We start from the raw sequence: 25,506 nt of genomic DNA, 5'->3' as shown, positions 1-25,506 counted from the left end.
GCATCAGGCGTACCTCCTAGTGCAGCAAATAACTCTGCATCGGTAGGTGTTGTTCCTTGACATACCGTCAATGTTCCATTCGATCCTGCATTTGGTGCTGGCGTTATCGTGATCGTTACCACATTACTCTGAACTGAGCTACTACAGCTTCCACTTGTTATCTCTGCCCTATAATACGTTGTTGAACTTAATATTCCTGGGCTATAACTGGTTCCTGTAGCTCCACTTATATTACTAAAGGTACTGTTGTCAGTCGAACTTTGCCATTGTACATCGCCTGTGTGACCACTTATAGTCAATGCCAATGGACTATCGCCCTCGCAAATTGTTTGGTCTGAACTCACTGTTCCTGCTAATGGCGGATTCACAGTATTTACAGCTGTATCTGAAAGAGCTGTTGCTAAATTAGTAGCATTTATCGTTGCTGTGTTGGTAAGTGTATTACACTCAGTATTTGAATTTACCGTCGCTCTAAATGTTACAGTTACTGTTTCTCCTGGTTGAATATCTATACCCTCTGAACTCGTAATTAAATTAGCTACTGTACCATTGGTGTCATTAATTTGAGTTCGTGTATATGTTTTATATTGATAACCAATAATAAACTCTGCTTTTGTAACTACATTAGCTAAAGAGCCTCCCTCAGTCACATCATCATACCAATTAATACTGTACTCTCCAAAGACTGTCCCTGAAACAGAATTAGTATTTCTAGATACTACATCCCAATTACCTGAATAATCACCACCAAACTCATCATCATCAGTATCAAGACGATTACTCTCTGTAAGTAAAAATGGTTCTAAAGAATTGAAGCCACTTCCAAAAGTATTGTCTATTGGATAAACATATCCAGGAAAATAAAACTCTAACCATATCTGAGAAACCCAATCATCATCATGATTACCATTCCTTTGTGGAGTTCTACCTTCAACCTCAAAAGAAAAAGAAGTAAATGTTGCGTCAGCATGTGGGATATCAGAAGCCGTGACAGTATACGATTGAGCACCACTAGAAATAAAAGAATAAGGGACTCCAAAATCATAAGAAAAAGTATCATTTATAGAGTTAACTATATCAACATAATACTGTCTTGTAATACTATTATTTACATAAGTTACATCCGAAGGAAGTATATCAGTTAAGTCAACGTTATCAGCAGTTACATTACCTGTATTTTCTATTTGTATGGTATACGTAATTTCATCACCTACATTAACATTTCCTGAAGGACTAGATGTTTTAGTTATGTTAAGCGTTGGCTCTTCTGGACAACAAACTGAGTAATTTGAAAACCAAATAGATTGTGCAACTGCTATATTTCTTGAAGTACCTGCTTCATAAGTAATTATTAATCTCTTAATAGACTGGGAAGAATTTACCAAAACAGCTCCATCATTACTTGTTCCTATATCATTATTAGATGTACCAGTGGCTGTCTGTCCTGACACACTGTATGTTGGGGTACCTCCCGCATTTGTTAAAGATAATGGAACATCGACTCCATCATTGTCCGCTGTAAATTTTACAATATCTAAATGACTTGTACTTTCATCAATATCCTCTACTCTAAAATTACTTAATATTAAAGGGCTTGAAAATGTTAACTCCCATACAACTTGGTCTCCTATAGTAACATTACCCATAGTCACCCTATATCTACTTGACGACTCAACACCTGTATCTGTTAAATTTAAAGGTGATTGATCTGTGAATGTAGAAGATAGAATAGTTTCTACATCGCAAGATGTTGTTGTATAATTACCGTTTAAGTTACTTCCCCCATTATACATTTGATTCCAATCTATTAACTCTGAACCATTAGTACACTGTGAATAAGACACCCCTGAACAAAAGAATGAAATCAGTAAAAACAGAAACAACTTATATTTTACCGAGTTAATTGAAATGTAATTTTCCCTCATATTAGTACATTTTATTTTATATACAATGTTTAGCCTATTCTTTTAAGGCTATTTATTTTTAATAAACAAATCTGGTGGGTATAAAAAATCCCACAAAAAGACTTAAGTTGCTCTTTTACAACTTTTTTATTGTGGGGGACTTCTATTTTTTTTGAATGCGCAAAAGTAAACTTTTTTTACTTCCACTAAAAGGTTAGATGCAACTTTAACAAATTAAGTCACTATATAGATAAAAAAAATACTTAAAACGAAAACCATTTTTAAAATTTATAGAAAACATCTCTTAAAACACACTTTTAAAGGATTTTTTTCTACATCTAAACTGAAACCATACAGTACAAGCAAACCCCCTTTAAAACAAATAAAAAAGACCTAACTAAATTTTTAAAATCTTTTTTAACTGATTTAACACATAATCAATCTCAGTTATTGTATTTATCTTACTAAACGAAAATCTTACAGAAGCTTTTTGAACTTCTTCTGCATTTAAAAAAGCTCTTAACACATGTGAACCTTTATTACTACCACTTTGACAAGCGCTTCCTCCTGACACTGCTACTCCTAATAAGTCTAAATTAAATAGTAACATTTTATCCTGAACAGGAAATCTTAAATTTACAATAGTATAACTTGTTTCATCAAACGACTCTCCATTTATTTCAACATCAGGAATTAGTTCTTTTACTTTTTGCACAAAGTAACTTTTCAATCCTTTTATATAGATTGAATCTTCTTTCATATTTTCAAAAGCTAGGCTTAATGCCTTATCCATACCTATTATAGCGTGAACATTTTCGGTACTAGATCTAGCTCCTTTTTCTTGTTCTCCTCCAAAAAACATGGGCTGAACTGCTATACCTTTTCTTACGTATGTAAAACCAACTCCTTTAGGACCGTGAAATTTATGCGCACTAGCAGCTATAAAATCTATTTGAGTTTTTTGTAAATCTATTGGATAATGCCCAATAGCCTGCACTGTATCTGAATGAAAGTAAGCATTATGCTTTTTACACATGTTTACCACCTCTTCAATTGGCAAAATATTACCAATTTCATTATTCACATACATTAAACTCACTAAGGTTTTCTCGTTTGACTTTTTTAAAGCTTCCCCCAAACTATCCAATACAACAGCTCCATTTTCATCTACCCTAACATAATCTATAAGTATTTTATGCTTTTTCTCTAAAAACTGTACTGTATTCAAAACAGCATGGTGCTCTAACTTAGAAGTGATGATTCTTTTTACTCCTAAATGCGAGACTGCATTTTGTAAAATTAAATTATCTGCTTCAGTTCCGCCTGCTGTAAAAATAATTTCACTTGCAGGCACATTAAAATGTTTTGCTATATTTTTTCTAGCTGTTTCAACAGCTGCTTTAGCCTTTCTACCATATTGATGAGTTGAGGAAGGATTTCCAAAATTAGCAAGCATTGATTCTTGCATTACATTTACCACCTCGGGCAGCATAGGTGTTGTGGCTGCATTATCTAAGTATACTGAATTCATAATACAAAAGTAAAGTTTTAGATAGTACTTTTAATAATTTTGATACACATATACTTCAGTCGCTCCTTGTCCGTACTTTTGATAAGAAGCTTCGTAATATTTTACAGGGTAGTTATTTAATAAATAATGTAGTTCTGTTTTCAACACCCCATCCCCTACACCATGTATCAAGACTAATTTTGATATTTTTTTGGAGATACAGTACTCCAATTTTTGTTTTGCAGTATCTAATTGCAAAGATAAAATATCAAAATTATCCATTCCTCTAGTTGACTTCACTAGTTTTTCAGCATGCAAATCAACCTCCATTACAATCTCATTTCTATCTTTTATGAACGACGATTTTTTGGCTCTTTTTTGCGGCTGAATTTTAGCTTTAAGCATCGGATTATTAATGTCAGAAAACTTACTTAACTCACTTTGATCAACTTCAATTTTCACCAATTCTCTTTTAAAAAAACGGTACTCCATACCCTCTTCATCTTTAACAAAAACTTCTTCATTATTGATTTTTGTTACGAATCCTCTAATATCAGCATCAATCACAGCTACTTTATTACCGATTTCTAAACACATCCTTAACCTTTATTTAATTAACTAAAAGAGCTTTAGCTTGTATTTTTGCAAAATAATTATACGTTGCAAAAGAACTGCAAATAAATGATAAACACTAAAAATATCAATACAAAAGTTTTCTTTGAAGAAGCAAGGAAAGAGATGATAATTACTGATGATCGTAAAAAACTTTTACTTTCTATAGCTGACAGTATTTTTGATGAATACCTTGACAAAGACAAAATAAACTTAAACTTTATTTGCACTCACAACTCACGCAGAAGTCAATTAGCTCAAGTATGGAGTTTTTTTGCTATTGAGTATTTTAGTTTAAAAAACATATTTACCTATTCTGGAGGAACAGAAACAACTTCTTTTCATAGAAACACCGTAAAATGTTTACAAAAAACAGGATTCAATTTTAACGTGGTTGATTTTTCTCACCAAAACCCCAGATATTTAATTTCTTTTGAAGGCACAAAAAAATCTATTTTGGGTTTTTCAAAAATTTACGACCACCCTCAAAACAGCTATCCTTTTATTGCTATCACAACTTGTAATAGTGCTGATAAAGACTGCCCTTTTATTCCTGAAACGACTGAACGATTTCACCTACCTTACAAGGACCCAAAAGCTTCAGATAATACAGATTTAACTGAGGAAACCTACTTACAAACAAGTAAACAAATAGCAGGGGAACTTTATTTTATTTTTGAAGAAATTAAAAATAGATTACCTGAATTATACTTCTAACTCCTTGTCATAAGGAATACTTTTTAAAATGTGATTTATCACATTAATACGTGCTGCTGTTTTTCTGTTTGCTCGAATAACTTTCCAAGGAGATATTTCTGTGTTAGTTTTTGAAAACATCGCTTTTTTATACTCTGTATAATCATCCCATAACTCTTGCGCTCTTTCATCTACAGGAGTCATCTTCCATTGCTTAAGCGGATCGTTTTTAATATCATTAAATCGTTTAGCTTGCTCTTTTTTGGTAATAGACATGTAAATTTTCACCAAGCGAATACCTGATTCTAAAATCATCCTTTCAAAATCATTTACTTGATTCATAAAAATTTGATACTCTTCTTGAGTACAAAATCCATTTACAGGTTCTACCACAGCTCTATTATACCAACTACGGTCAAAAAACAGTATTTCTCCCGCTTTTGGAAATTGCTCTACATAACGTTGAAAATACCATTGTGTTTTTTGATCTTCGTTGGGCTTCGGCAATGCTACAATTCTCATATGACGTGGGTTAATACGTTCGGTAATTCTACGAATTGCCCCTCCTTTTCCTGCCGCATCACGTCCTTCAAAAATCACTATAATTCGTTCATTTTCTCTAATTGCCCAAGCTTGTAAACGAATCAACTCTACTTGTAATTTTTTCAACTTTCGTTCATAATCAACATAACGAATTGACTTCTCTATATTGAAAGGTTTTGACAATAATGCTTTTAAACCTCTTGTACTATTTAATTTATTTACGTCTCTTTGAGTTAATTTTCTCATTCTTAATCTAACTGTTTTACTGAACGATAATAACGCATTACTATGTTAGGATCTGGCGTTAAAATAGTTTGTGCTTCATCCTTTCCATCATAATTAAACTGAGTTAATACATGACGCATACACTCTACCCTTGCTTCTTTTTTACTATTTGTTTTTACCACAATCCACGGACTATATGTTGTATGAGTTCTACTAAACATTTCATCTTTGTAAAAAGTATAGTCATCCCACAATTCTTGCCCTCTTTTATCTACTGGACTAAACTTCCAGCGTTTTAAAGGATTATCATTTCTTGAGTCAAATCGACGTAACTGTTCATCTTTTGAAATAGATAACCAAAACTTAATTATCACTACACCATCTTCATACAACATATGTTCAAACTCAGGTACTTGTACCAAAAAATTTTTATATTGATCATCAGTACAAAATCCCATTACAGGCTCAACTACAGCTCGGTTATACCAGCTTCTATCAAAAAAAACAATCTCTCCAGGATTTGGTAATTCTTTTATATACCTTTGAAAATACCACTGACCTTTTTCAACATCAGTTGGTTTGTTTAAGGCCACTAAACGTGTAGAACGAGGATTTAAATGCTCCATAAATCTACGGATACTCCCTCCTTTTCCTGCCGCATCTCTTCCTTCAAAAATTACAGCCACTCTTTTATTCTTCTTCGCAATCCATTGCTGAAGTTTCACTAACTCTATTTGAAGTTTCTTTAACTCTTCTTCATAATCTAACTTCACTTGAACTTTTGCTATAGAAATTCCTTTTTTTCTAATCTTAGACAAAAGCTCTTCGTTGGTAGAAACGCTTTCAAAATCTTCTATAGTTAATACAGATTCTTTACTCATAAAGCCACTAATTATTCTTCTTAATAATTTAACCTAGGTTGTGCTAAAATAATACGATATTTACAGCTATGAAAAAAATCATAGCACTTTTATTCATCTTATTTTCGCTTTCTACCTTCTCTCAACGAAAATACGCTAAAGAGTTCAGTTTCCTAAATGACAACGACTTATACACTTCGAGTTACTATGATAGATACTATACAAACGGTGTATTTTTAACTTATCGTTATCTTAGTGAAAAACAATTTCAAAATATTGAAAAAAAAAGCTACGAAATTCAGCTAGGTCACCATATGTACACACCTTTTAAAGCGATTGTTGAAACAGTAGAAGAACACGATCGTCCTTTTGCTGGGTATCTCTACGGAAGCTTTGGTATCAATTATTTTTTCAAAAAGGAATCTATCTTAAAAACATCTGTACAAGTTGGTAGTATTGGCTCTTCTGCATTGAGTGAAGAACTGCAAGATTTCATTCATGATATTTACGGGTTTAAAAAAGCTACTGGCTGGAGATACCAAATAAAAGACGCTTTTGCCCTTAACTTAAAAGCAGAATACATCAAAAAACTAGCTAAAGACAACATTTTTGATCTTAACTGGAGAAATACCGCTAGAATTGGTACCGTTTACACCCATTTATCTAGCGGTTTGTACAGTCGTATTGGCTTCAAACCTTTAGAAAGTATTTTAAATTCTATTGCTTTTAATGGAAATTTAAACAACCAAAATACCCAATTTCATAACAATACGGAAGTTTTTTTATACATCAATCCAATGATTCGTTATGCAGCGTATGACGCAACCATAGAAGGAAGTTTTTTAGCTGACGGAAGCCCTGTTACTTTTGACATTCAACCTTTTGTGTTCACTACTGAATTTGGGATACGTTTTACTAGTAATCGTTTTAACTTTGGTTATGCTATAAATTATCACACAAAAAAACTGAAAAGTGCTCGAGTTCCAAGAAGTAATGTTTACGGAACTATTCAATTAAATTACCAATTTAACTAGAGTTAAAATCTGGCTAAAAAAATAATTTTTATAATCATATAATTAAAATATATTTGTAAGTCTAATAAATAGAAAAACTATTCAATGAAATTTATCGTATCTAGCTCACAGTTATTAAAACAGCTACAGGTTTTAGGAGGAGTTATAAACAGCAATAACACATTACCAATTTTAGATAATTTTTTATTTGAACTATCTGAAAACGAATTAAAAGTATCTGCATCTGATCTTGAAACGACCATGTCGTCAGTTATTGATGTTGAAAGTACAGATACTGGAGCCATTGCTATTAACGCTCGTTTATTGTTGGATACTTTAAAAACATTTCCTGAACAACCGCTTACTTTTAAAGTAGAAAGCGATAGTACTATTGAAATTATTTCTGAGCAAGGTAAGTATGACATGGCTTATTTTAGTGGAGATGAATTCCCAAAAGCTGTAGAATTACCTTCACCAAGCAGTACTGAAATTCCTTCTGACATTTTAGCTACCGCTATTTCTAAAACTATTTTTGCTGCAGGAAATGATGATTTACGTCCTGTAATGAGCGGTGTGTTTTTCCAGTTCAACTCTAAGGAATTAACATTTGTAGCTACAGATGCTCATAAATTAGTAAAATATACACGTACAGATATTACCGCTGAAAAATCGGCAGAATTCATTATGCCTAAAAAGCCTTTAAATTTATTAAAAGGGATTTTAGGAGGTTCTGAAAATAATGTTACTATTGAATATAATGACACCAATGCTAAGTTCACTTTTGACAACGTAGTATTGATTTGTCGTTTAATTGACGGAAAATATCCTAATTACGAAGCGGTAATTCCAAAAGAGAACCCTAATAAATTAACAGTAGATAGAGCCTCTTTCTTAAACTCTGTTCGTCGTGTTTCTATTTTCTCTAGTAAAACAACACATCAAATTCGTTTAAAAATGGCTGGAACTGAGTTAAATATTTCTGCAGAAGATTTAGATTACTCAAACAAAGCTGACGAGCGTTTAAACTGTGATTACCAAGGAGATGACATGCAAATTGGGTTTAACTCTCGTTTTTTAAGCGAAATGTTAAATAACCTGAACTCTAACGATGTTTTAATTGAAATGAGTTTACCAAATAGAGCTGGAATTTTAACTCCAATTGATGGTGCTGAAGAAGGTGAACAAGTTACCATGTTAGTAATGCCTGTAATGTTAAACGGATAAAAAAGAACAACTCATAACATTATAAAAGCCACAGTATCAACACCTGTGGCTTTTTTGTTTTTTATAACACCTTTCACTTTCAAAAACGATAAATAATTGTAAATTTACCTCTTTCAAACTTTATAAATAATAATGGGTAGAATTATTGCAATTGCAAATCAAAAAGGTGGAGTAGGTAAAACTACTACATCTGTAAACTTAGCTGCGGCTTTAGGTGTTTTAGAAAAAAAAGTATTATTAATTGATGCTGATCCCCAAGCAAATGCTACTTCTGGTTTAGGTTTAGATGTTGAAAGTGTAGAAGTTGGAACGTATCAGGTTTTAGAACACACAATTCCGGCAAAAGATACAATAGTAAAAACAGAATCTCCTAACGTCGATTTAATTCCTGCTCATATTGATTTAGTAGCTATTGAAATTGAATTAGTTGACAAGCAAGAGCGTGAATACATGCTTAAAAAAGCCTTGGAAGATATTAAAGATGATTACGATTATATTTTAATAGATTGTGCTCCTTCTTTAGGTTTAATCACCTTAAACTCACTTGTAGCTGCAGATTCTGTTGTAATTCCTATCCAATGTGAATATTTTGCTTTAGAAGGTTTAGGTAAATTATTAAACACAATTAAAAGCGTTCAAAAAATTCACAATCCTGATTTAGAAATTGAAGGTTTGTTATTAACTATGTTCGATTCTCGTTTACGTTTATCTAATCAAGTCGTTGATGAAGTTCGTAAACACTTCAGTTCTATGGTTTTTGAAACAATTGTACATCGAAATACCCGTTTAAGTGAAGCACCTAGTTACGGAGAAAGTATAATTTCATACGATGCAACCTCTAAAGGTGCCGTAAATTACTTAAATTTGGCGAACGAAATTTTAACTAAAAACGCATAATAAAGATACATGGCAAAAGCAACAAAAAAACAAGCTTTAGGTAGAGGTTTATCCGCTTTATTAAAAGAAACTGCAGAAGTAAATTCAGCAGAAGATAAAAACGCAGATAAATTAGTTGGAAATATTATTGAAATCGACATTAACTCGATTGAAGTAAACCCATACCAACCTAGAACTTATTTTGATGAAGAAGCTTTGCGTGAATTAGCCAGTTCTATCAAAGAATTAGGGGTAATTCAACCTATTACAGTTCGTAAATTATCGAGCGATAAGTTCCAGTTAGTTTCAGGAGAGCGTCGTTTTAGAGCCTCTAAACTTATTGGAAACAAAACAGTTCCTGCATACATTCGTTTAGCCAATGATCAGGAAATGTTAGAAATGGCGTTGGTAGAAAATATCCAACGTAAAAACTTAGACCCTATTGAAGTTGCCCTTTCATATCAACGTTTAATTGATGAAATTCAATTAACACAAGAAGAATTGAGTACACGTGTAGGTAAAAAACGTTCAACAGTTACCAACTACTTACGTTTATTAAAATTAGATCCGATTATTCAAACAGGTATGCGTGACGGATTTATCTCAATGGGTCACGGTCGTGCATTGATTAATGTTGATAGCACTACAGATCAGTTAAATATTTACGAAAAAATTGTTCGTGACAAACTATCTGTTCGTCAAACTGAAGAATTGGTTAAAAACTTAAAAGCGGGTACTGTTGCTAAAGCCGCTAAAAAGAAAGTTTTACCTACTTATATCTCTGAAAGCGTAAAAGATATCAGCGATTATTTCGGGCATAAAATTGATGTAACTGTTAACAATCGTGGTAAGGGAAAAATATCTATTCCTTTTCACTCAGAAGAAGACTTTAACCGTATTAAAAACTTATTAAAGTAATTGAACATACGTGTAATCATATTCGCTTTTTTTAGTCTTTTTTTGTTTCAAAATACTTTTGCTCAAAAAGATTCTATTGCTGTAAGAGCTAAACAACTTCAGTTATCAAGCGACAAATACAATCCACTTTCTCCGTCTAAAGCAGCATTTTATTCTGCTATTTTTCCGGGAGGTGGACAGATATACAATAAAAAATATTGGAAAGCTCCAATAGTTTGGGCTGCGATGGGTACAAGTGTCTATTTTTATTTAGACAATAGCGATCAGTACGATCGTTACAGAACAGCTTTTAAGCTAAGAAGTCAAGGATTATCTGATGAATTCAATGGTAAGGACGGAAATTCATTTATTTCAACAGCTGGATTAGAATCTGCTCAAAAAACCTTACGTAAAAACAGAGACTTATCGTTATTAACTGGAGTACTTTTATACGTTTTGCAAATTGTAGAAGCCAGTGTAAACGCACACTTATTACAATTTGATACAGATGATAGCTTATCTGTAAACCCTGTAATAACTCCAGACCCCTTATTTATTGAAGCGCCAAAAGTTGGTTTAACACTAAAATATTCTTTTTAAAATGAAAATAGCCTTACTTGGTTATGGTAGAATGGGTAAAGAAATCGAAAAGATTGCTTTACAGAGAGGACACGAGATCGTTATTAAATCTACAGGAGAAAATACTTATGATATTAACGAAGCTGATGTAGCTATTGATTTTAGCGTACCTGCTTCCGCTTATAGTAATATCAGCAACTGTATTAACAATAACATTCCTGTAGTTTCTGGAACCACCGGTTGGTTAGATAAATACAATGAAATTGTTGATTTATGCAACGAAAAAGGCGGTGCTTTTATTTATGCTTCTAACTTTAGTTTAGGAGTGAATGTTTTTTTTGAGTTAAATAAGCAATTGGCTAAGATGATGAGCACGCTTGAGCAATACAATATTGCTATCGAAGAAATTCATCATACGCAAAAATTAGACGCTCCAAGTGGCACTGCTATTACTTTAGCTGAAGGAATTATTGAAAACACTAATAAAAAAGCTTGGGAATTAGACGAAAAAACTTCCGAAGAAAATATTCCTATTACAGCTGTTAGAACTCCAGATGTACCAGGTACTCACACTGTAACCTATAGCTCTGAAGTAGATACAATTGATATAAAACATACAGCACACAACCGACAAGGTTTTGCTTTAGGAGCCGTTATTGCCGCTGAATGGTTACATAACAAAACAGGTGTTTACACCATGAGAGATGTGTTAAACTTAGGTTAATACCGTAACAATAAGCAGCTAAAAAGCACTAATAAGCTTAGAATTACATCCCTGAAAAGGAAAACAAAATATATAGATTATGACATTTACTGAATGGTTTTTATTCTTCTTATTCATACAAGTTGTTCATTTTTTAGGTACTTGGAAGCTATACACACGAGCTGGTAAAAAAGCTTGGGAGGCTGCCGTACCTGTATACAACGCCATAGTACTAATGCAAATTATTAATCGCCCTAAATGGTGGGTGGTTTTATTATTCGTTCCTATTGTAAACCTACTTATGTTTCCAATAGTATGGATTGAAACTTGCAGAAGCTTTGGCTTTAACAAAAAACCAGACACTATTTTAGCTGTTCTTACTTTAGGCTTATATATTTATTACATCAATTATTTTACAGATGCAAAATACATTGAAAATAGAAGTTTAAAACCAAGGTCTCCTTTAGGTGAATGGGTAAGCTCTATTGCTTTTGCTATTATAGCCGCTACTTTAGTGCATACTTATTTTATGCAGCCATACACCATTCCTACTTCTTCGTTAGAAAAAACATTGTTAGTAGGTGATTATTTATTTGTTAGCAAGTTTCATTACGGTGCTCGCGTACCAATGACTACTGTTGCTGCACCAATGGCACACGATACTATTCCTGTATTAGGAACAAAATCATTTTTATCTGACGATAAAAATAAAGATGGTTTATTAAACAAACTATCATTACCTTACATGCGCTTACCTGGTTTCCAAAAAATTAAGCGTAACGACATTGTTGTTTTCAGCTGGCCTTCAGACTCACTAGCTACGATGTGGGGAGACAATTCTGGAAAATTCACTTATAAACCAATTGACAAACGTACAAACTATGTAAAACGTGCCGTAGGAATTCCTGGTGATAGCCTAGAAGTACGTGATGGATATGTTTTTATCAATGGAGAAAGAACTGTATTACCTGACAGAGCTAAACCACAGTGGCACTTTATAGTTGACACCAACGGGGAAAAATTTAGTCAAGGTGCTCTTTCAAGATACAATATTAGAGAAGGAGGTACAACCAACGATGGCAAATATTATCTAAATTTAACAGATGACGAAGCAGCTTTGGTTGCCAAAAACCCTATTGTTAAAAGCGTTGAAAAATACTTAACTCCTAAAGGATTTTATGATGAATCTGTTTTTCCTCATGATCCAAGATATGCTTGGTCTTCTGATAATTTTGGTCCAATCTATATTCCTAAAAAGGGAGTTACTGTAGAATTAAATGCTAAAACAATTCCGTTTTACGAACAAATCATCCGAAGATACGAAAACAACAACCTTACTTTTATAGGTGACGATGTATATATCAACGGAAAAAAAGCTAATAGCTACACTTTTAAACAAGATTATTACTGGATGATGGGTGACAACCGTCAACGTTCTTTAGATGCGAGAAACTGGGGTTATGTACCTTTTGATCATGTAGTAGGAAAACCTGTAATGATTTGGTTAAGTTGGGATGCTAATGCACCTAATTTTGTTGCAAAACTAAATTCTATTCGTTGGGATAGAATGTTTACAACTGTTGGAGGTAGTGGCAAACCTGTATCTTATTTATGGTTAGTGCTACTATTAATTGGAGGTTACACTGTATATAGTTTTAGAAAAAGTAAAAAGAAGAAAGCGTAATGTCACTTTTTATTCCTACTTACTTCGCTCCTATTTCTCAGTATGCAGCGATATACCAAGCAGAATCGGTTACTTTTGAATTAGAAGACAATTATCAAAAGCAAACCTATCGTAATCGATGTTATATATATGGAGCTAATGGTAAATTGGCTTTAAACATTCCTGTAAAACACAACACTACTGAAGGGAGAAAAAAGACTAAAGATACTTTAGTAGAAAATGATTTTCCGTGGCAACAGCAACATTATAAATCGTTACAATCTGCATATCGTTCTTCTCCTTTTTTTGAATTTTTTGAAGAAGATTTGCTGAATATTTTCAATAAAAAATATACATTTTTACAAGATTTAAACATCGACACTCACCTATTTGTAACCGATGCTTTACAAATGGAGCAAAACTTTGCTAAAACAACGAGTTATGAGTTAACTCCGAACAGCACAGATTATAGAGATTTAGCCATTGCAAAAAAGGGTATAGAAATAGAGATGGATACCTACATTCAAATGTTTGATGACAAACACGGGTTTATTCCTGATTTATCTATTTTAGATTTACTTTTTATGGAAGGACCAAACACGATTAGCTTTTTAGAAAAAATTGATGTAGATTTGAGATAATCTCAATATTTACATCTTCGTATGGACTTTTTTAAAGAATTTGCACTTAGTTTCCATCCTTTATCAGAAGATGGTATAGAAAGAATTTTCAACCTTTTAACAATTAAAAAATTCCCTAAGGGCTACGAGTTGGTGTCATTAAATCAGACACCTGTAAATGCATACATTTTAAAAACTGGTGTTATACGTTCTTATAGTGTTGAAAAAAACAAAGAACATACCAAAACTATATACACTCCTATTAGTACTTCTGGTAATTTAGGAGCGCTTATAAAAAATGAACCTTCAACTTTGGTTTACGAGTGTTTAACCGATTGTGAAGTCTTAGAGTGCAACTATAAAGACTTTTACAATTTATCGTTACAACACCATGAAATATCAATTTTTCATTACAAAATTTTACAAAGTGTTTACATTAGAGAAGAAGCTAAAATATTAGAATTGCAAATGTTAGACGCTACCCAGAGATATAAGAAACTACAAGAAAACTACCCTGGTATTGACAATTTAATCAATCAATACCATATTGCTTCTTACTTAAACATTACTCCAGTGCAGTTGAGTAGAATTAGAAAAAATTTCATTTATTAACATATGTTAATGGTTTTAATTTAAATCCGCTATAAATTTGTAACGTAATTAACAAGTTACAACCCCTAAAATATCCAGACCTAATTCCCCTTAAAGTTAGGTCTGTTTTTCACGTACTTACTTTATTTTTTTAGTATCTTAGTTTTTCTGTTATCAGCATACAACTTGTTAATTATGAATGATGATATTAAAAACTTTCTTAATCACTATATAAAACTACCTAATCGTCTAATCTCTACTTTTGAAAAATTAGTTACATACACCGAACTTGAACCTAATGAGGTTTTCACAAAAGTAGGTGAACATCCTTCTAATTTCTTTATAGTAAAAACAGGGATTATGCGTTCCTATTTGTTAAATAATAGTGGCACAGAAACAACACGTGCTTTTTTTACTTCTGGCGATATTACTGGTGCCAATTCAGCTATGATGCAAGAAATACCGTCTGAAGTAAACTATCAAGCCTTAACTAAAGTAACTGGATATAAAGGTAATTTTCGTGAATTGATAAAACTTACTTTAAAACATCATGAATTTAGTTTGTTTTATATTAAAACATTAGAAAGTGCCTACGTAAAAGCAGAAGACATACTTTTAAAAATTTCTAGTCTTACTGCTACAGAAAGATATTTAGTCTTAAAAAAAAGAATTCCGAATATAGATGACTTAATTACACAAAAATATATTGCATCGTATTTAAATATTTCCCCTGTTCAACTTAGTAGAATTAAGAAAAAACTTATTGTTGATAAACTTTCTTAACATATGTTAACAATCGTATTGTTAATTTTTCCTATATTTGACCCAGAGACAAATTCCCCCTTATTATTTGTTTCATTCCCCCTTAATAAAAGGCTTACCTCTTGTGTGTGTAAGTCTTTTTTTCTTTTATAGATAATTTTATTTAAAAGGCATTTTAAAGAATTAAAACAATTTTTAATTCTTTAAACACAAGTTTGTTATCTATAACAATCTAAAAATTGAAATTATTAAATCGTAAATTATTTCACGTACCTTTTTACAAGATTATTAATTTGGTCTGAAATAGACATTTTCACCACTACAAATCCGTAGACAGCTATAATAATGATACTCTTTAGCAATATGTTTACTATCGGGTGAATAGGGAAGTCTAAAACAGAAAACTCAGGCACTGAGAAGTTCCAAAAGTTAAATCCTAAAAACATGATTAAAATGACTATAATCATTAAAAATGTTTTATTTGTAAATGGCATCATGTTAAACTTCTCTTTAACAAACCATAGTTTAAACGTGTTAAATACTACAACTGTAATTAAAGTAGCTAAAGCTAATCCTTCAGTTCCCATTCCTAAACCATTATAAAAATAATCGTTCAATAAATATACTGATAATGCCATTCCTACTCCTACTGGTAACGTAATACGATAAAATTTAGAATTACTAATAATGGCTCCGTTACTTCCTAAAGACATTAAAAACAACTTAGCTGATGATATTAATAATACTACCAAAGCACCACCTTCTGCATAATTTTTATTAGGCATCAGTTTAAACAATTCTTCTACATTACAATTTACTAACACATAAAACAAACCACCAATTAACAAAAGATTGATCGAACTTTTCTTGTATAAGTTTTCTGTCTCAACAGGATTGTTTTCATTAAGCGCCTTAGAAGTTAAAGGCTGTAATATTTGTCCCATTGCTCTACTTGGAGCTTCAATAAAAGAACCTATAAAAACGGCAACGGTATAATAAGCGGCTTTTTCAAAACCTTCTTTACCAGGAATCATTACTTTGTCAATATCTAAAATAATTGCTCCTGCACTTCCTGCTAAAATGATATAAAAAGTGTAACGTAATACTTCTTTAATGTTATCCGGTAACGAAAAAGAAAATGTTGGTGTATACAAACGAAATGCGTAAATCATCATTAAAAAAGTTCTTAAAACATATGCTATAGACATATAAATAAGAAACTCTTCTTTGGTTATGAATTGAAAAAACACTGCAAATAACATTACCATTACAGCAACCCTGTTATATAATTCTTTTAAAACGTTACCAAAAACTGATTGCATTTGTACTCTAGCCCATGAGTAAAAAACTTCAAAATAAGCAGTACAAACTGCTATTATGTATATATAAATTGTATAGTTTTCAATAACTAGGTTTTCTTTTGAATTGCTTTTAGCTACATAATGCATAATCCAATTATGAAAGTAATCCCAAAAATATCCTATGGGAATAGCTATTAAAAGCGGCAGAAAGATTACAGAACTTAAAAATTTATCTTGCTCTGATTTTGAAGTATACCCTGAAAAAAACTTGATAATCGTAAAATGAACACCAAAGGCAGTAATCGGCATGATTAAGTTAGACGCCGAAAACACGTAGGTTGCCAATCCATAGTATTCATCACCTAAAAAACGCGTGTATAAAACCACGGTATTAATACCTCCAATTAAAAACCCTAAATAGATTATTAACGTGTTCTTGAACGATTGTTTAAATACGATTCCCAAAGTATTATTGAATTAGTTTTTTTATTGATTGATATATTTTCTCTCCCACATTATTTCCGTACAATTCCTCTTCAAAACTCTTGTTTAAAGTTAAAAACTGATTAAAATCGTTTACCAATGTTTCAGTATTTGTACCTGAGATAGTGGCATATCCATTTTTTTCAAGCTCTTTCCATTCGGTTTCTTCACGAGCAATTACACAAAACTTTTTATTGAAGAAAGCCTCTTTTTGTAATCCTCCACTATCTGTAATTACCATGCTACAATTTTTCAATAATTCTAACATTGAAAAATAGCCTACAGGATCAATAAATGTAATATTTGGCTGCAAACAATACTTCTCTAACATTTTTTTTGTTCTAGGATGCAAAGGAAGTATCACTTGTTTTGTTTTGTTAATTTCTTCTAAAGCTGAAAAAACATTCGTTAGTTTTTCTTGATCATCAGTATTCTCTTGACGATGAATTGTCGCCAATACGAATTCGTTTTTGACTAAATTTAAATCACTTATAATGGTAGATTTTTCTTCGGAAACTTTGCTGTAAAACTCCACAGCATCTTTCATAATATCACCATGCTTTTCTACCAGGATGTCAAATCCGTTAAAACCCTCATTTTTTAAATTTGATACAGCTATATCTGTCGGGCAACTTAACAGGTTTGCTATTCTATCTGTTAAAATTCGGTTTACCTCTTCTGGCATTTGAATATTAAAAGAACGTAAACCGGCTTCAATATGCACCACTTTAACCTGTAGTTTTTTAGCTGCCAAAGCTCCCGCTAATGTAGAGTTTGTATCACCATATACAATTACGGCATCTGGTTTTTCAGCAAGTAAAATATCTTCAATTTTCTCTAACATTTGCCCAGTCATCGCCCCGTGACTCAATCCGTTGATGTTTAGATTGTATTTCGGTTTCGGAATTTGCATTTCATCAAAAAAAACAGCGCTCATATTGGCATCAAAATGCTGCCCCGTGTGCACTATTATTTCTTCAACTTCCTTATGCTTTTGAATCACTCTACTTAACACAGCTCCTTTAACAAACTGCGGACGAGCACCTAATATGGTTACTATTTTTTTCAAGAATTAACGACTTGTTTGAGTATGATAGACAATTGTTCCGTCAATTTTTTTCGATGGTATTGTGTTATATCTTTAGAAGCTACTTGCAAATTACCTTTTTTATAATCTGCATACAACTGCATGATTTCTTTCTTCATTTTAGCTTTACCGTCAAAATCAACGATGGTTCCTGCATTGGTTTTAGTTAAAATTTCGGCTAAATCACCATCTTCAGGACCAACTGCTAAGATAGGACGTTTTGCTTGTAAATATTCAAAAATTTTACCTGTTATAATTCCTTTTGCACTCGGAACTTTATTTACCGCCAATAACAAAATTTGCGATGATTTTTGATGGTTTTGCACTTCACTATGCGGTACGTAAGCTATTTTAGTAATGTTTTTAAACTGATATTTAGCTAGCTCCTCTTCTACCTCATTCGCTATGTTACCTATCAATTTTATTTCTAAATCTTCTGAGAACTCAGCATTTTCTTTAGATAATTCTGACAATGCCTCCCAAACTATTTTCGGATTTCTATCAGCATTCATCAAACCTATATGTGTAATTGAAAATTGCTCATCAAGCTTCACTTCCACTTCATTTTGTTCTTCGGAATCATAGCCATTAGTGATAACGTGAATATTGCTTGAAAATTTCTCGTAATTCTTTTTCATGGTTTCTCCCACTACTAAAGTTACATCAGCATTTATAAGCACCTCTTGCTCTAATTGATGATGTTTAGCTCTTGCCTTTCGTGTTAATGGTAATTGATAAAAGTAATCTATATCTGTCCAAGGGTCTCGAAAATCTGCAATCCATTTTACCCCCAATTCTCTTTTCAATTGTAATCCTATCAAATGCAAACTATGCGGAGGACCTGTCGTTATAATTGCATCTATTTTATTTTCTTCTAGGTACTTTTTTAGTTTTTTAACGGAAGGTTTTATCCAAAACTTACGAGCATCAGGAATAAAATAATTAGCTCGAACATACTGCATTACTTTTCCAAAAAAACTCGGATTTGGGTCTAAAAAACCTGCACTTGTTTTTGCCCCTTTTTTCTTAAAAACTGAAAATAGATTGTTAGGCTCCCATATTGGATTCTTTATTACTTCAATTCCTCCTGGAATGTCTTCCTCTAAAGAAGCATCTACAATTGGATAGTTTGCCCCATCTACTGTGAAAATTACAGGTTCGATATTAAAATCTCGTAAGTATTTCACAAATTTCAACCAACGTTGTACTCCCGATCCGCCTGCTGGTACCCAATAATATGTTATGACTAATACTTTCAAGTTATAAGCTTTTGTATAAATTCACCAATCCTTTCGAAGTTTTATCCCATGTGAATTTATTTTGAATAAAAGCTTCTCCTTTTTCTCCTAATTCTTTTCTCAGTAGCTCATCTTTGTATAATCTCAATACTTTATCTGTAAAATCTTGTGCATTTTTTGCTTCATGAACCAATCCTGCATTTACTTTTTCTACTATGTTTTTTTGAGCTGTTGCATCACTTACCAATAAAGGTTTTCTCAAACTCATATATTGAAATAATTTATTAGCATGTGTTGTATCGTGATGTAAATTTCTGTGTAAAGGTGATAAACAAACGTCACTTTGTTTTATGTATTTAGGAAATGTAGTTTCTTCCTGCCATCCTTCAAAACTCACTTGTTCTTCAACTTTTAATTCTTCAGATAACTTTTTTAATTCTGCATTAACACTTCCTACAATTACTAATTGAATATTTTCTATTTCCTTTTTTAACGCGGGTAAACTTTTAATTGCTGTAGCCAAACCTCTTCTCTTTCCTGTATCTCCTATGTACAGTAGATTAAAAATATCTCTTTCAGAGTTTTCTTCAAAATTGTCTTGTTCTTCAAAAAATGATTTTCTGACTGTATTAGGAACAACAACAACTTTATCAGGGTTTATTTTAGTCCTCTTGCATACTTCTTCTTTTGCTTCTTCAGTAACAACAATTACGTTATCAACTTTTTTTACAAACTCCTCTTCTTTTTTTTGCCACTTTTTTGGAGATATTAATACATTCTGCGGAAACTTTTTTAAATGAGGATAAAACTTCATTATTTGAGGTCTGTTCTCATGCAAATCTAACATCACAGGAAGTTTCTTTTTTTTACATGCATTCAAAACCGCTTCTGCAACAACCATATCGTGTATATGAACTGCTTCAATAGAAAATTTCTCAAGAAAATGAGTAATCTTTTTCTTCATGAAAATAGAATATAACGGAATAGTATACGCCAAAGCTGATAATTTATATTCTAAATTATTTGACTTATACCTTTTAACTTGAATTCCATCTATTACTTCTTCTAAAGGCTGATTCAAGTACGTTAGACAAAATAAAAAAACCTCATGCCCTGATTTGATTAATTCGATAGCTTCATTATGCATTCTTGGATCAGGAGGGAATGTTTTGTCTAAAATCATTCCTATTCTCATTTCAAACTCTTTTTTTCAGCAAAAACAGCGTAATATCTAGGAGTATATTTTCGTAAGATAGGTCTCACTCCCAATTTATTAATAGGACTTGTCCATTTTTGTGTATCTACAATATTCCAACCAGATTTTTCTAACAACCAATCGTATTGCCAATCTTCAAACTCATGGTAATGCCTATCCCACATATCTGTTTTACTTCTATAAGCACTCGTAAACCATAACTTTAAAGGAACAGTGGTAATAATCTTTGTTGCTTCAATTTCTCTTAACACATTAAAAGGAGCTAACAAATGTTCAAAAATTTCAAAAGCCGTTACAGCATCTACTTTATATTCCTTTACCACTTGTGGCAACACATCTAAATCTTCTCCATTGGTATTGTATACTGTATATCCATTTTCTTCCATTATTTCTGAAAAAGGATTACGAACTCCCAAATCTAATATTGTTGCCGGAGCAGGAAGATGTTTTTGTAAAAACTCAAGTGTATGTTTGTATCTCTTTTTTGGTAATGTAGAATACATGAAATTTATTTTAAAACAAATGTATTATTATTTTACCATTCTAAGCAATAGAAGTAAAAATACGTTTTGATAGGTACTAAAAACATAAAAGCGAAGGGTAATTCCTTCGCTTCTAACTTTTTAATTTTCCATAGCAATCCGTACATTCATTACATGTACTTTTTACTTACCGCAAACATATTGTTGTTTTAGATATAAAAAAAACACTGTATACCCTATTTTATAAAAAGCACGACTAAAAAATGTTATATTTGGTTTTCTAACCTGTGCTTTTTATAGAAAGTATGTGTTTTATTGATTTGTATAAAATGACCAGATTTTTAATTACTCTACTTATTACCTTCTCTTTTTCAGCGAAGATTACTTCTCAAACTAAAAATTTAGATTCATTTTATCTCGATAAGGTTAATTATTTTAAAGACATTAATAATGATAGTTTATTTTATTACTGTGAAAAACTAGAACAATCTGAAAACATCTGTAAAAGACTAGAAGGAGCGACTGGTAAGGCTTATGGTTTTTATAGAGAAGAAAATTTTGATAAAGCTGAAAGTATATGTCTTAAGGTTATTCAACAAGTAGATTCTTTACTAGCTGATAAATTCCTTACGTGCCTTTTAGATAGAAAAATAGCCGCTTTTAATAGACTTTTTTGGATTAAAAAAAATCAAGAAAAATATCAAGAAGCTTTTGCTATTCTCGTGCAACAGGAAAGTATCATATTAAATCATCCTATTAAAGACAATATTAACTTTAGGAATATACTTGGATTAACTCTAAGTAAAGCTGTCATAAAAAATAAGCTTGACATGCAGGATAAAGCTAAAGATATTTTGCTTCAATCATTATCAGAGGCTAAAAATCCTATTTTAAAAAATGTACAACAAGATGAGTTTTTTCTTCAGTGGAAAGCAAATTCATACAATTGCTTAGGTAACACCTATGTTTCTCTAAATAACCAGCGCCCAAACAAAGCTTTTCTAGATTCTGCAAATTACTATTACGACAGAGCATATGAAGTAGCTAAAATGTTTAATCCACCTCATAAAGATTCAGAAATTATTTACAATTTCAGAAAAACTGAAGTGTTATTGAAGCAAAATAAATATCAAAAAGCTATTGACCTTATCAATAACTATAAAAACATTAATAACGGTTATAATTACCTTCATAGAGAATATTTTCAGAAAGCTATTTGTTTCCACAACTTAAACAATTCTGACTCGGCTGTTTATTACTCAAATAAACTTTTAAAAAACCATAAAAAATGTGAAACAAGTAAATTAATCACTATTTATGATATCCTTTCAAAGGAATACAACAACCTAAACAAATTAGATAGTGCCTTTAAATACTCTGCATTAACACTAGAGCAGTTTAATTTAGCTAGAAACAATAAAGACAAGACTTTTAACTTATTCTACAACAACAACTTCAACAAAGCTCAACTACTTAATCAGGAAATCAAAGAAAAAGAAGCTAGCAAACAAAAAAAGCTCACTATTTCATTTGTTACTTTATTAATAACTTTCTTCATTATTACTTTTTATTTATTAAAAAAAGAAAAAGAAAAAAAGAAAGAACTTATTTTAATGATTAACAATGACAAACCTGTTGAAGCTGAAAAAAAGGAATATAATATTGATGAAGAATTAGAAAACAAGATTTTAAATGAGTTTAAAAATGCTACAATAAATCTAGACTTTTTGAGACCTGATTTTTCTATTAACTATATTGCTGACAAATTAGAAACCAACAATACGTATGTTTCTTTTATCTTCAACAAACATCATGACGAATCGTTTAAACAATACTGTATTAAACTTAAGATTAATTATGTGGTTGAAAAACTAAAGAGCAACAAAACTTTTAGAAAATACTCTATTCAAGCTATTGCTGATGAAATAGGCTACACCAATGCTTCAGCTTTTACAAGAGCTTTTAAAAAGCATGTTGGCGTAACTCCATCTGCATTTTTAAAAACTCTTGACGATTAGTTAAAGCTCTTTTCTTTTACCTGATATTACAAACCAACCAATAGGCACAAGGATTAGTAATCCATAACAGAATAACGAAAGTAAACTTCCTTTTTTAATAACAGTTGGCTCGTATTTAAACATTATAGTGTGTTTTCCTACAGGAATCTCCATACCTCTTAACACGTAGTTTACTCTGTAATACGGTACACTTCCACCATCAATATAAGCATTCCATCCATCTTTGTAATATATTTCAGAGAACACTGCAAACTGTTCTGAACTTGTATTTGTTTCGTATACTAGTTCTCTAAGATCTTTCTTCAATAAATTGATAGTCGCTGTGGTATCTTTTTGATATGTATCTACGCCGCTAAAATCAAACTCCTTAGTATTGATTACGGCTTCCGTTTTTGTTTTTAGACTATCTAAGGCAATGATTTCCTCGTTGGCTGAAGTTACCTTTTCTAATGAGTTTACAAACCAAGCACTTCCATTTACTTCTGGATTTTCTTGAAACTGCTCCTCACTCACAATAAAATACTTGGTATTCAACATATTCAACACCTCCATATTGTTTTTTGCAATCTGATAATCGAACAATTCTTGGTAACGTTTCATTTTTGCTGCATGATATCCTCCTATTGAATTATGGAAATATGAAGTTCTTCCATCTTGTAACGGACTCCCAGCAAAATTTGCTACACGATAATCACTTTTGTCTTTTAATATTTCAATATCTGCTTTAGTCTCAATAAATGGTTTTTCTACTCTTCTTGCCGATATAAAATCTTCTTTATTTACATAATTAATATCTATCGACACCAAATCGAATAAAATCAATCCTCCTAAAACAAACAATACTGGGATCTGCTGTAACTTTCCTTTTAAATAAAACCATAACACTCCTCCACTTACTAAAACAAGTAGTAACGAACGTAAACTATCATTGAACAACATTGATTTTCTATCAGCTATTATAGCATCAATCAATTCTGGGAGTTGTTGGTAATTCGCATCACGTAATCCTTCAAAAGCAAATAAACTTGATCCGAACAATAGGAATACTAACGAGATTCCCCCTAATATATAAAAAGTTTTTTTTACTGCGTTTTCTTTTTCTTCGGAAGAATTCTCAGACGAGAAAAATTCTTTCAATGCTAAAACCCCTAACAACGGAACGCACAGTTCTGCAATTACTTGAATAGATGATACCGCTCTAAACTTGTTGTATAACGGAACATAGTCAATAAAAAAGTTTGTAACTGCTGGAAAATTCTTTCCCCAGCTCAATACTATTGAAAATACGGTGGCTGCTACCAACCAATATTTTAAACGTCCTTTTACTAAGAAAACCCCTAAGAAAAATAAGAAAAAGACAATTGTGCCTATATACGCAGGAGCCTCGACAATTGGTTGTTTTCCCCAGTAAGTTAATGCTTGACTCGAATAATCTTTCGCTACACTTTTTCCTGCATTTTGTTCTAAAACTTGATAAAAATTAGAATCTTCTCCCAGCTCTTCAACTGTTCCTCCTCCTGTAAATCGAGGAATTAGTAAGTTAAACGTTTCAGCTATTCCGTAGCTGTATTCAGTAATGTACTCTTTATCTAATCCTGAAGACTTTTCTTTTGGACTTCCGTCAGGATTGATAGTTAATTCTGACTTTCCTCTCGTACTGTAATCAGCATATTCTTTCATCGCCAGCAACCTAGTTGAATTCGCTCCGATACCAATTAACATAGCGGCTACTAAAATTGCTGATTGTTTGAAAAACACTGATAATGTTCTCGACTTAAAAGCTTCAATAAATTCAACAATAGCTAATATTAGTAAACAAAATCCTAAATAATACGTCATTTGGGGGTGATTAGAATATATTTCTAAAGCCATGGCTAAAGCTGTGAGTATAAACCCGAGTAAATATCGCTTTCTAAAAACATAAATAACCCCTGCAATAACCATTGGCATATATCCTATGGCATGTGCTTTTGCATTATGTCCTGCTCCAAAAATAATAATCAAATAGGTAGAAAAACCAAAGGACAAGCTTCCTAAAACGGCAAGCTTCCAATCAACTTTTAAAGCAGTTAATAGTATGAAAAAACTTAAAAAATATAAAAAAAGGTAATCGGCAGGTCGCGGTAAAAAACGAAAAGCTTTATCAATATATCGCACAAAATCATTCGGATAATAAGCACTAACCTGATACGCTGGCATTCCACTAAAAGCATTATCTAACCAGTATGGTTCTTCTCCTTTTTCTGCTCTGTATTCATTAACACTTTTCGACATTCCTATAAACTGAGTAATGTCACTTTGTTTGATTTGTTTTCCGCTTAAAACCGGATTAAAATACAACACCGATGCTATTGCAAAGACAATAATAGCAATTGCAAACGGTAAAATTTTCTTTAAGTTCAT

Annotated in this window: 23 protein-coding genes; 12 read left to right on the top strand and 11 right to left on the bottom strand. The window is 31.9% G+C overall.

Annotated elements, in window-relative coordinates; translation table 11 throughout:
* From ACKTSU_RS05280 to ACKTSU_RS05270, 3 genes are all read right to left on the bottom strand, one after another.
* The coding region (locus ACKTSU_RS05280) for a DUF11 domain-containing protein (RefSeq protein WP_408035311.1) at positions 1-1,925 on the bottom strand (1,925 nt) is incomplete at its 3' end.
* Positions 1,926-2,301: 376 nt separating this feature from the next.
* Positions 2,302-3,435, bottom strand: a complete 1,134-nt coding sequence (locus ACKTSU_RS05275; protein WP_408035310.1) for a cysteine desulfurase family protein — start codon at positions 3,433-3,435, stop codon at positions 2,302-2,304.
* 30 nt (positions 3,436-3,465) lie between these two features.
* Complete coding sequence (locus ACKTSU_RS05270) at positions 3,466-4,011, bottom strand: Smr/MutS family protein (RefSeq protein ID WP_408035309.1); 546 nt, start codon at positions 4,009-4,011, stop codon at positions 3,466-3,468.
* Positions 4,012-4,095: 84 nt separating this feature from the next.
* On the opposite strand from ACKTSU_RS05270, the gene ACKTSU_RS05265 reads away from it, so the two are divergent.
* Positions 4,096-4,743, top strand: coding sequence for a low molecular weight phosphatase family protein (locus ACKTSU_RS05265; protein WP_408035308.1), 648 nt, complete (start codon positions 4,096-4,098; stop codon positions 4,741-4,743).
* Here ACKTSU_RS05265 and ppk2 (ACKTSU_RS05260) read toward each other — a convergent pair.
* Both ppk2 (ACKTSU_RS05260) and ppk2 (ACKTSU_RS05255) read right to left on the bottom strand, forming a co-directional pair.
* The gene (gene ppk2, locus ACKTSU_RS05260; protein WP_408035307.1) at positions 4,732-5,511 is read right to left on the bottom strand and encodes a polyphosphate kinase 2; all 780 of its coding nucleotides are present in this window, start codon (positions 5,509-5,511) and stop codon (positions 4,732-4,734) included. The two genes, ACKTSU_RS05265 and ppk2 (ACKTSU_RS05260), sit on opposite strands and share 12 nt — an antisense overlap.
* Before the next feature lie 2 nt (positions 5,512-5,513).
* Positions 5,514-6,371, bottom strand: coding sequence for a polyphosphate kinase 2 (gene ppk2 / locus ACKTSU_RS05255; protein ID WP_408035306.1), 858 nt, complete (start codon positions 6,369-6,371; stop codon positions 5,514-5,516).
* 68 nt (positions 6,372-6,439) lie between these two features.
* Between ppk2 (ACKTSU_RS05255) and ACKTSU_RS05250 the strand changes: the two genes are divergently transcribed.
* The 10 genes from ACKTSU_RS05250 (at position 6,440) to ACKTSU_RS05205 (ending at position 15,299) form a co-directional block, all read left to right on the top strand.
* Entirely contained in the window at positions 6,440-7,384 is a 945-nt protein-coding gene (locus tag ACKTSU_RS05250) for a lipid A deacylase LpxR family protein (protein WP_408035305.1), read from the top strand.
* An 84-nt stretch (positions 7,385-7,468) separates the two neighbouring features.
* On the top strand, positions 7,469-8,587 hold the full coding sequence (gene dnaN / locus ACKTSU_RS05245) for a DNA polymerase III subunit beta (RefSeq protein ID WP_408035304.1): 1,119 nt from the start codon (positions 7,469-7,471) through the stop codon (positions 8,585-8,587).
* A gap of 132 nt (positions 8,588-8,719) precedes the next feature.
* Positions 8,720-9,484, top strand: a complete 765-nt coding sequence (locus tag ACKTSU_RS05240; protein WP_408035303.1) for a ParA family protein — start codon at positions 8,720-8,722, stop codon at positions 9,482-9,484.
* Positions 9,485-9,493: 9 nt separating this feature from the next.
* Positions 9,494-10,381 carry a ParB/RepB/Spo0J family partition protein gene (locus ACKTSU_RS05235; RefSeq protein WP_408035302.1) on the top strand — a complete coding sequence of 296 codons (888 nt, stop codon included), beginning with the start codon at positions 9,494-9,496 and terminating at the stop codon, positions 10,379-10,381.
* On the top strand, positions 10,382-10,960 hold the full coding sequence (locus ACKTSU_RS05230; protein ID WP_408035301.1) for a DUF5683 domain-containing protein: 579 nt from the start codon (positions 10,382-10,384) through the stop codon (positions 10,958-10,960).
* A gap of 1 nt (position 10,961) precedes the next feature.
* Positions 10,962-11,663, top strand: coding sequence for a 4-hydroxy-tetrahydrodipicolinate reductase (dapB, locus tag ACKTSU_RS05225; RefSeq protein ID WP_408035300.1), 702 nt, complete (start codon positions 10,962-10,964; stop codon positions 11,661-11,663).
* A 79-nt stretch (positions 11,664-11,742) separates the two neighbouring features.
* Positions 11,743-13,326, top strand: a complete 1,584-nt coding sequence (gene lepB / locus ACKTSU_RS05220) for a signal peptidase I (protein ID WP_408035298.1) — start codon at positions 11,743-11,745, stop codon at positions 13,324-13,326.
* Positions 13,326-13,946 carry a WbqC family protein gene (locus ACKTSU_RS05215; protein ID WP_408035297.1) on the top strand — a complete coding sequence of 207 codons (621 nt, stop codon included), beginning with the start codon at positions 13,326-13,328 and terminating at the stop codon, positions 13,944-13,946. Before lepB ends, ACKTSU_RS05215 begins: the two co-directional genes overlap by 1 nt.
* Before the next feature lie 21 nt (positions 13,947-13,967).
* Positions 13,968-14,537, top strand: a complete 570-nt coding sequence (locus tag ACKTSU_RS05210; RefSeq protein WP_408035296.1) for a Crp/Fnr family transcriptional regulator — start codon at positions 13,968-13,970, stop codon at positions 14,535-14,537.
* 174 nt (positions 14,538-14,711) lie between these two features.
* Complete coding sequence (locus ACKTSU_RS05205; RefSeq protein WP_408035295.1) at positions 14,712-15,299, top strand: Crp/Fnr family transcriptional regulator; 588 nt, start codon at positions 14,712-14,714, stop codon at positions 15,297-15,299.
* Positions 15,300-15,538: 239 nt separating this feature from the next.
* On the opposite strand, the gene ACKTSU_RS05200 is transcribed toward ACKTSU_RS05205, so the two are convergent.
* The 5 genes from ACKTSU_RS05200 to ACKTSU_RS05180 are packed head-to-tail and all read right to left on the bottom strand — an operon-like array spanning position 15,539 to position 21,106.
* Positions 15,539-17,044, bottom strand: a complete 1,506-nt coding sequence (locus ACKTSU_RS05200) for a lipopolysaccharide biosynthesis protein (protein ID WP_408035294.1) — start codon at positions 17,042-17,044, stop codon at positions 15,539-15,541.
* A gap of 4 nt (positions 17,045-17,048) precedes the next feature.
* Positions 17,049-18,131, bottom strand: a complete 1,083-nt coding sequence (wecB, locus tag ACKTSU_RS05195; RefSeq protein ID WP_408035293.1) for a non-hydrolyzing UDP-N-acetylglucosamine 2-epimerase — start codon at positions 18,129-18,131, stop codon at positions 17,049-17,051.
* The gene (locus ACKTSU_RS05190) at positions 18,128-19,408 is read right to left on the bottom strand and encodes a glycosyltransferase family 4 protein (protein WP_408035292.1); all 1,281 of its coding nucleotides are present in this window, start codon (positions 19,406-19,408) and stop codon (positions 18,128-18,130) included. Before ACKTSU_RS05190 ends, wecB begins: the two co-directional genes overlap by 4 nt.
* Position 19,409: 1 nt before the next feature.
* A complete protein-coding gene (locus tag ACKTSU_RS05185; protein ID WP_408035291.1) occupies positions 19,410-20,582 on the bottom strand; it encodes a glycosyltransferase family 4 protein in 1,173 nt (390 codons plus the stop codon).
* On the bottom strand, positions 20,579-21,106 hold the full coding sequence (locus tag ACKTSU_RS05180) for a methyltransferase domain-containing protein (RefSeq protein ID WP_408035289.1): 528 nt from the start codon (positions 21,104-21,106) through the stop codon (positions 20,579-20,581). The genes ACKTSU_RS05185 and ACKTSU_RS05180 overlap by 4 nt, the downstream gene beginning before the upstream one ends.
* 308 nt (positions 21,107-21,414) lie before the next feature.
* On the opposite strand from ACKTSU_RS05180, the gene ACKTSU_RS05175 reads away from it, so the two are divergent.
* Positions 21,415-23,103 (top strand): helix-turn-helix domain-containing protein, encoded by a 1,689-nt coding sequence (locus tag ACKTSU_RS05175; RefSeq protein WP_408035288.1) that lies wholly within the window; start codon positions 21,415-21,417, stop codon positions 23,101-23,103.
* Here ACKTSU_RS05175 and ACKTSU_RS05170 read toward each other — a convergent pair whose 3' ends face one another.
* Positions 23,104-25,506 carry a YfhO family protein gene (locus ACKTSU_RS05170; RefSeq protein WP_408035287.1) on the bottom strand — a complete coding sequence of 801 codons (2,403 nt, stop codon included), beginning with the start codon at positions 25,504-25,506 and terminating at the stop codon, positions 23,104-23,106.

Source organism: Tenacibaculum aestuarii, assembly GCF_964510395.1.
In the GTDB taxonomy this organism is placed as follows: Bacteria; Bacteroidota; Bacteroidia; order Flavobacteriales; family Flavobacteriaceae; genus Polaribacter; species Polaribacter aestuarii.
This window is presented reverse-complemented; position numbering and strand designations above follow the sequence as displayed.

Coding starts and splice junctions, on each gene's coding strand:
- ACKTSU_RS05275 (WP_408035310.1), bottom strand. CDS start 3,435: ATGAATTCAGTATACTTAGATAATGCAGCCACAACACCTATGCTGCCC.
- ACKTSU_RS05270 (WP_408035309.1), bottom strand. CDS start 4,011: ATGTGTTTAGAAATCGGTAATAAAGTAGCTGTGATTGATGCTGATATT.
- ACKTSU_RS05265 (WP_408035308.1), top strand. CDS start 4,096: ATGATAAACACTAAAAATATCAATACAAAAGTTTTCTTTGAAGAAGCA.
- ppk2 (WP_408035307.1), bottom strand. CDS start 5,511: ATGAGAAAATTAACTCAAAGAGACGTAAATAAATTAAATAGTACAAGA.
- ppk2 (WP_408035306.1), bottom strand. CDS start 6,371: ATGAGTAAAGAATCTGTATTAACTATAGAAGATTTTGAAAGCGTTTCT.
- ACKTSU_RS05250 (WP_408035305.1), top strand. CDS start 6,440: ATGAAAAAAATCATAGCACTTTTATTCATCTTATTTTCGCTTTCTACC.
- dnaN (WP_408035304.1), top strand. CDS start 7,469: ATGAAATTTATCGTATCTAGCTCACAGTTATTAAAACAGCTACAGGTT.
- ACKTSU_RS05240 (WP_408035303.1), top strand. CDS start 8,720: ATGGGTAGAATTATTGCAATTGCAAATCAAAAAGGTGGAGTAGGTAAA.
- ACKTSU_RS05235 (WP_408035302.1), top strand. CDS start 9,494: ATGGCAAAAGCAACAAAAAAACAAGCTTTAGGTAGAGGTTTATCCGCT.
- dapB (WP_408035300.1), top strand. CDS start 10,962: ATGAAAATAGCCTTACTTGGTTATGGTAGAATGGGTAAAGAAATCGAA.
- lepB (WP_408035298.1), top strand. CDS start 11,743: ATGACATTTACTGAATGGTTTTTATTCTTCTTATTCATACAAGTTGTT.
- ACKTSU_RS05215 (WP_408035297.1), top strand. CDS start 13,326: ATGTCACTTTTTATTCCTACTTACTTCGCTCCTATTTCTCAGTATGCA.
- ACKTSU_RS05210 (WP_408035296.1), top strand. CDS start 13,968: ATGGACTTTTTTAAAGAATTTGCACTTAGTTTCCATCCTTTATCAGAA.
- ACKTSU_RS05205 (WP_408035295.1), top strand. CDS start 14,712: ATGAATGATGATATTAAAAACTTTCTTAATCACTATATAAAACTACCT.
- ACKTSU_RS05185 (WP_408035291.1), bottom strand. CDS start 20,582: ATGAGAATAGGAATGATTTTAGACAAAACATTCCCTCCTGATCCAAGA.
- ACKTSU_RS05180 (WP_408035289.1), bottom strand. CDS start 21,106: ATGTATTCTACATTACCAAAAAAGAGATACAAACATACACTTGAGTTT.
- ACKTSU_RS05175 (WP_408035288.1), top strand. CDS start 21,415: ATGACCAGATTTTTAATTACTCTACTTATTACCTTCTCTTTTTCAGCG.
- ACKTSU_RS05170 (WP_408035287.1), bottom strand. CDS start 25,506: ATGAACTTAAAGAAAATTTTACCGTTTGCAATTGCTATTATTGTCTTT.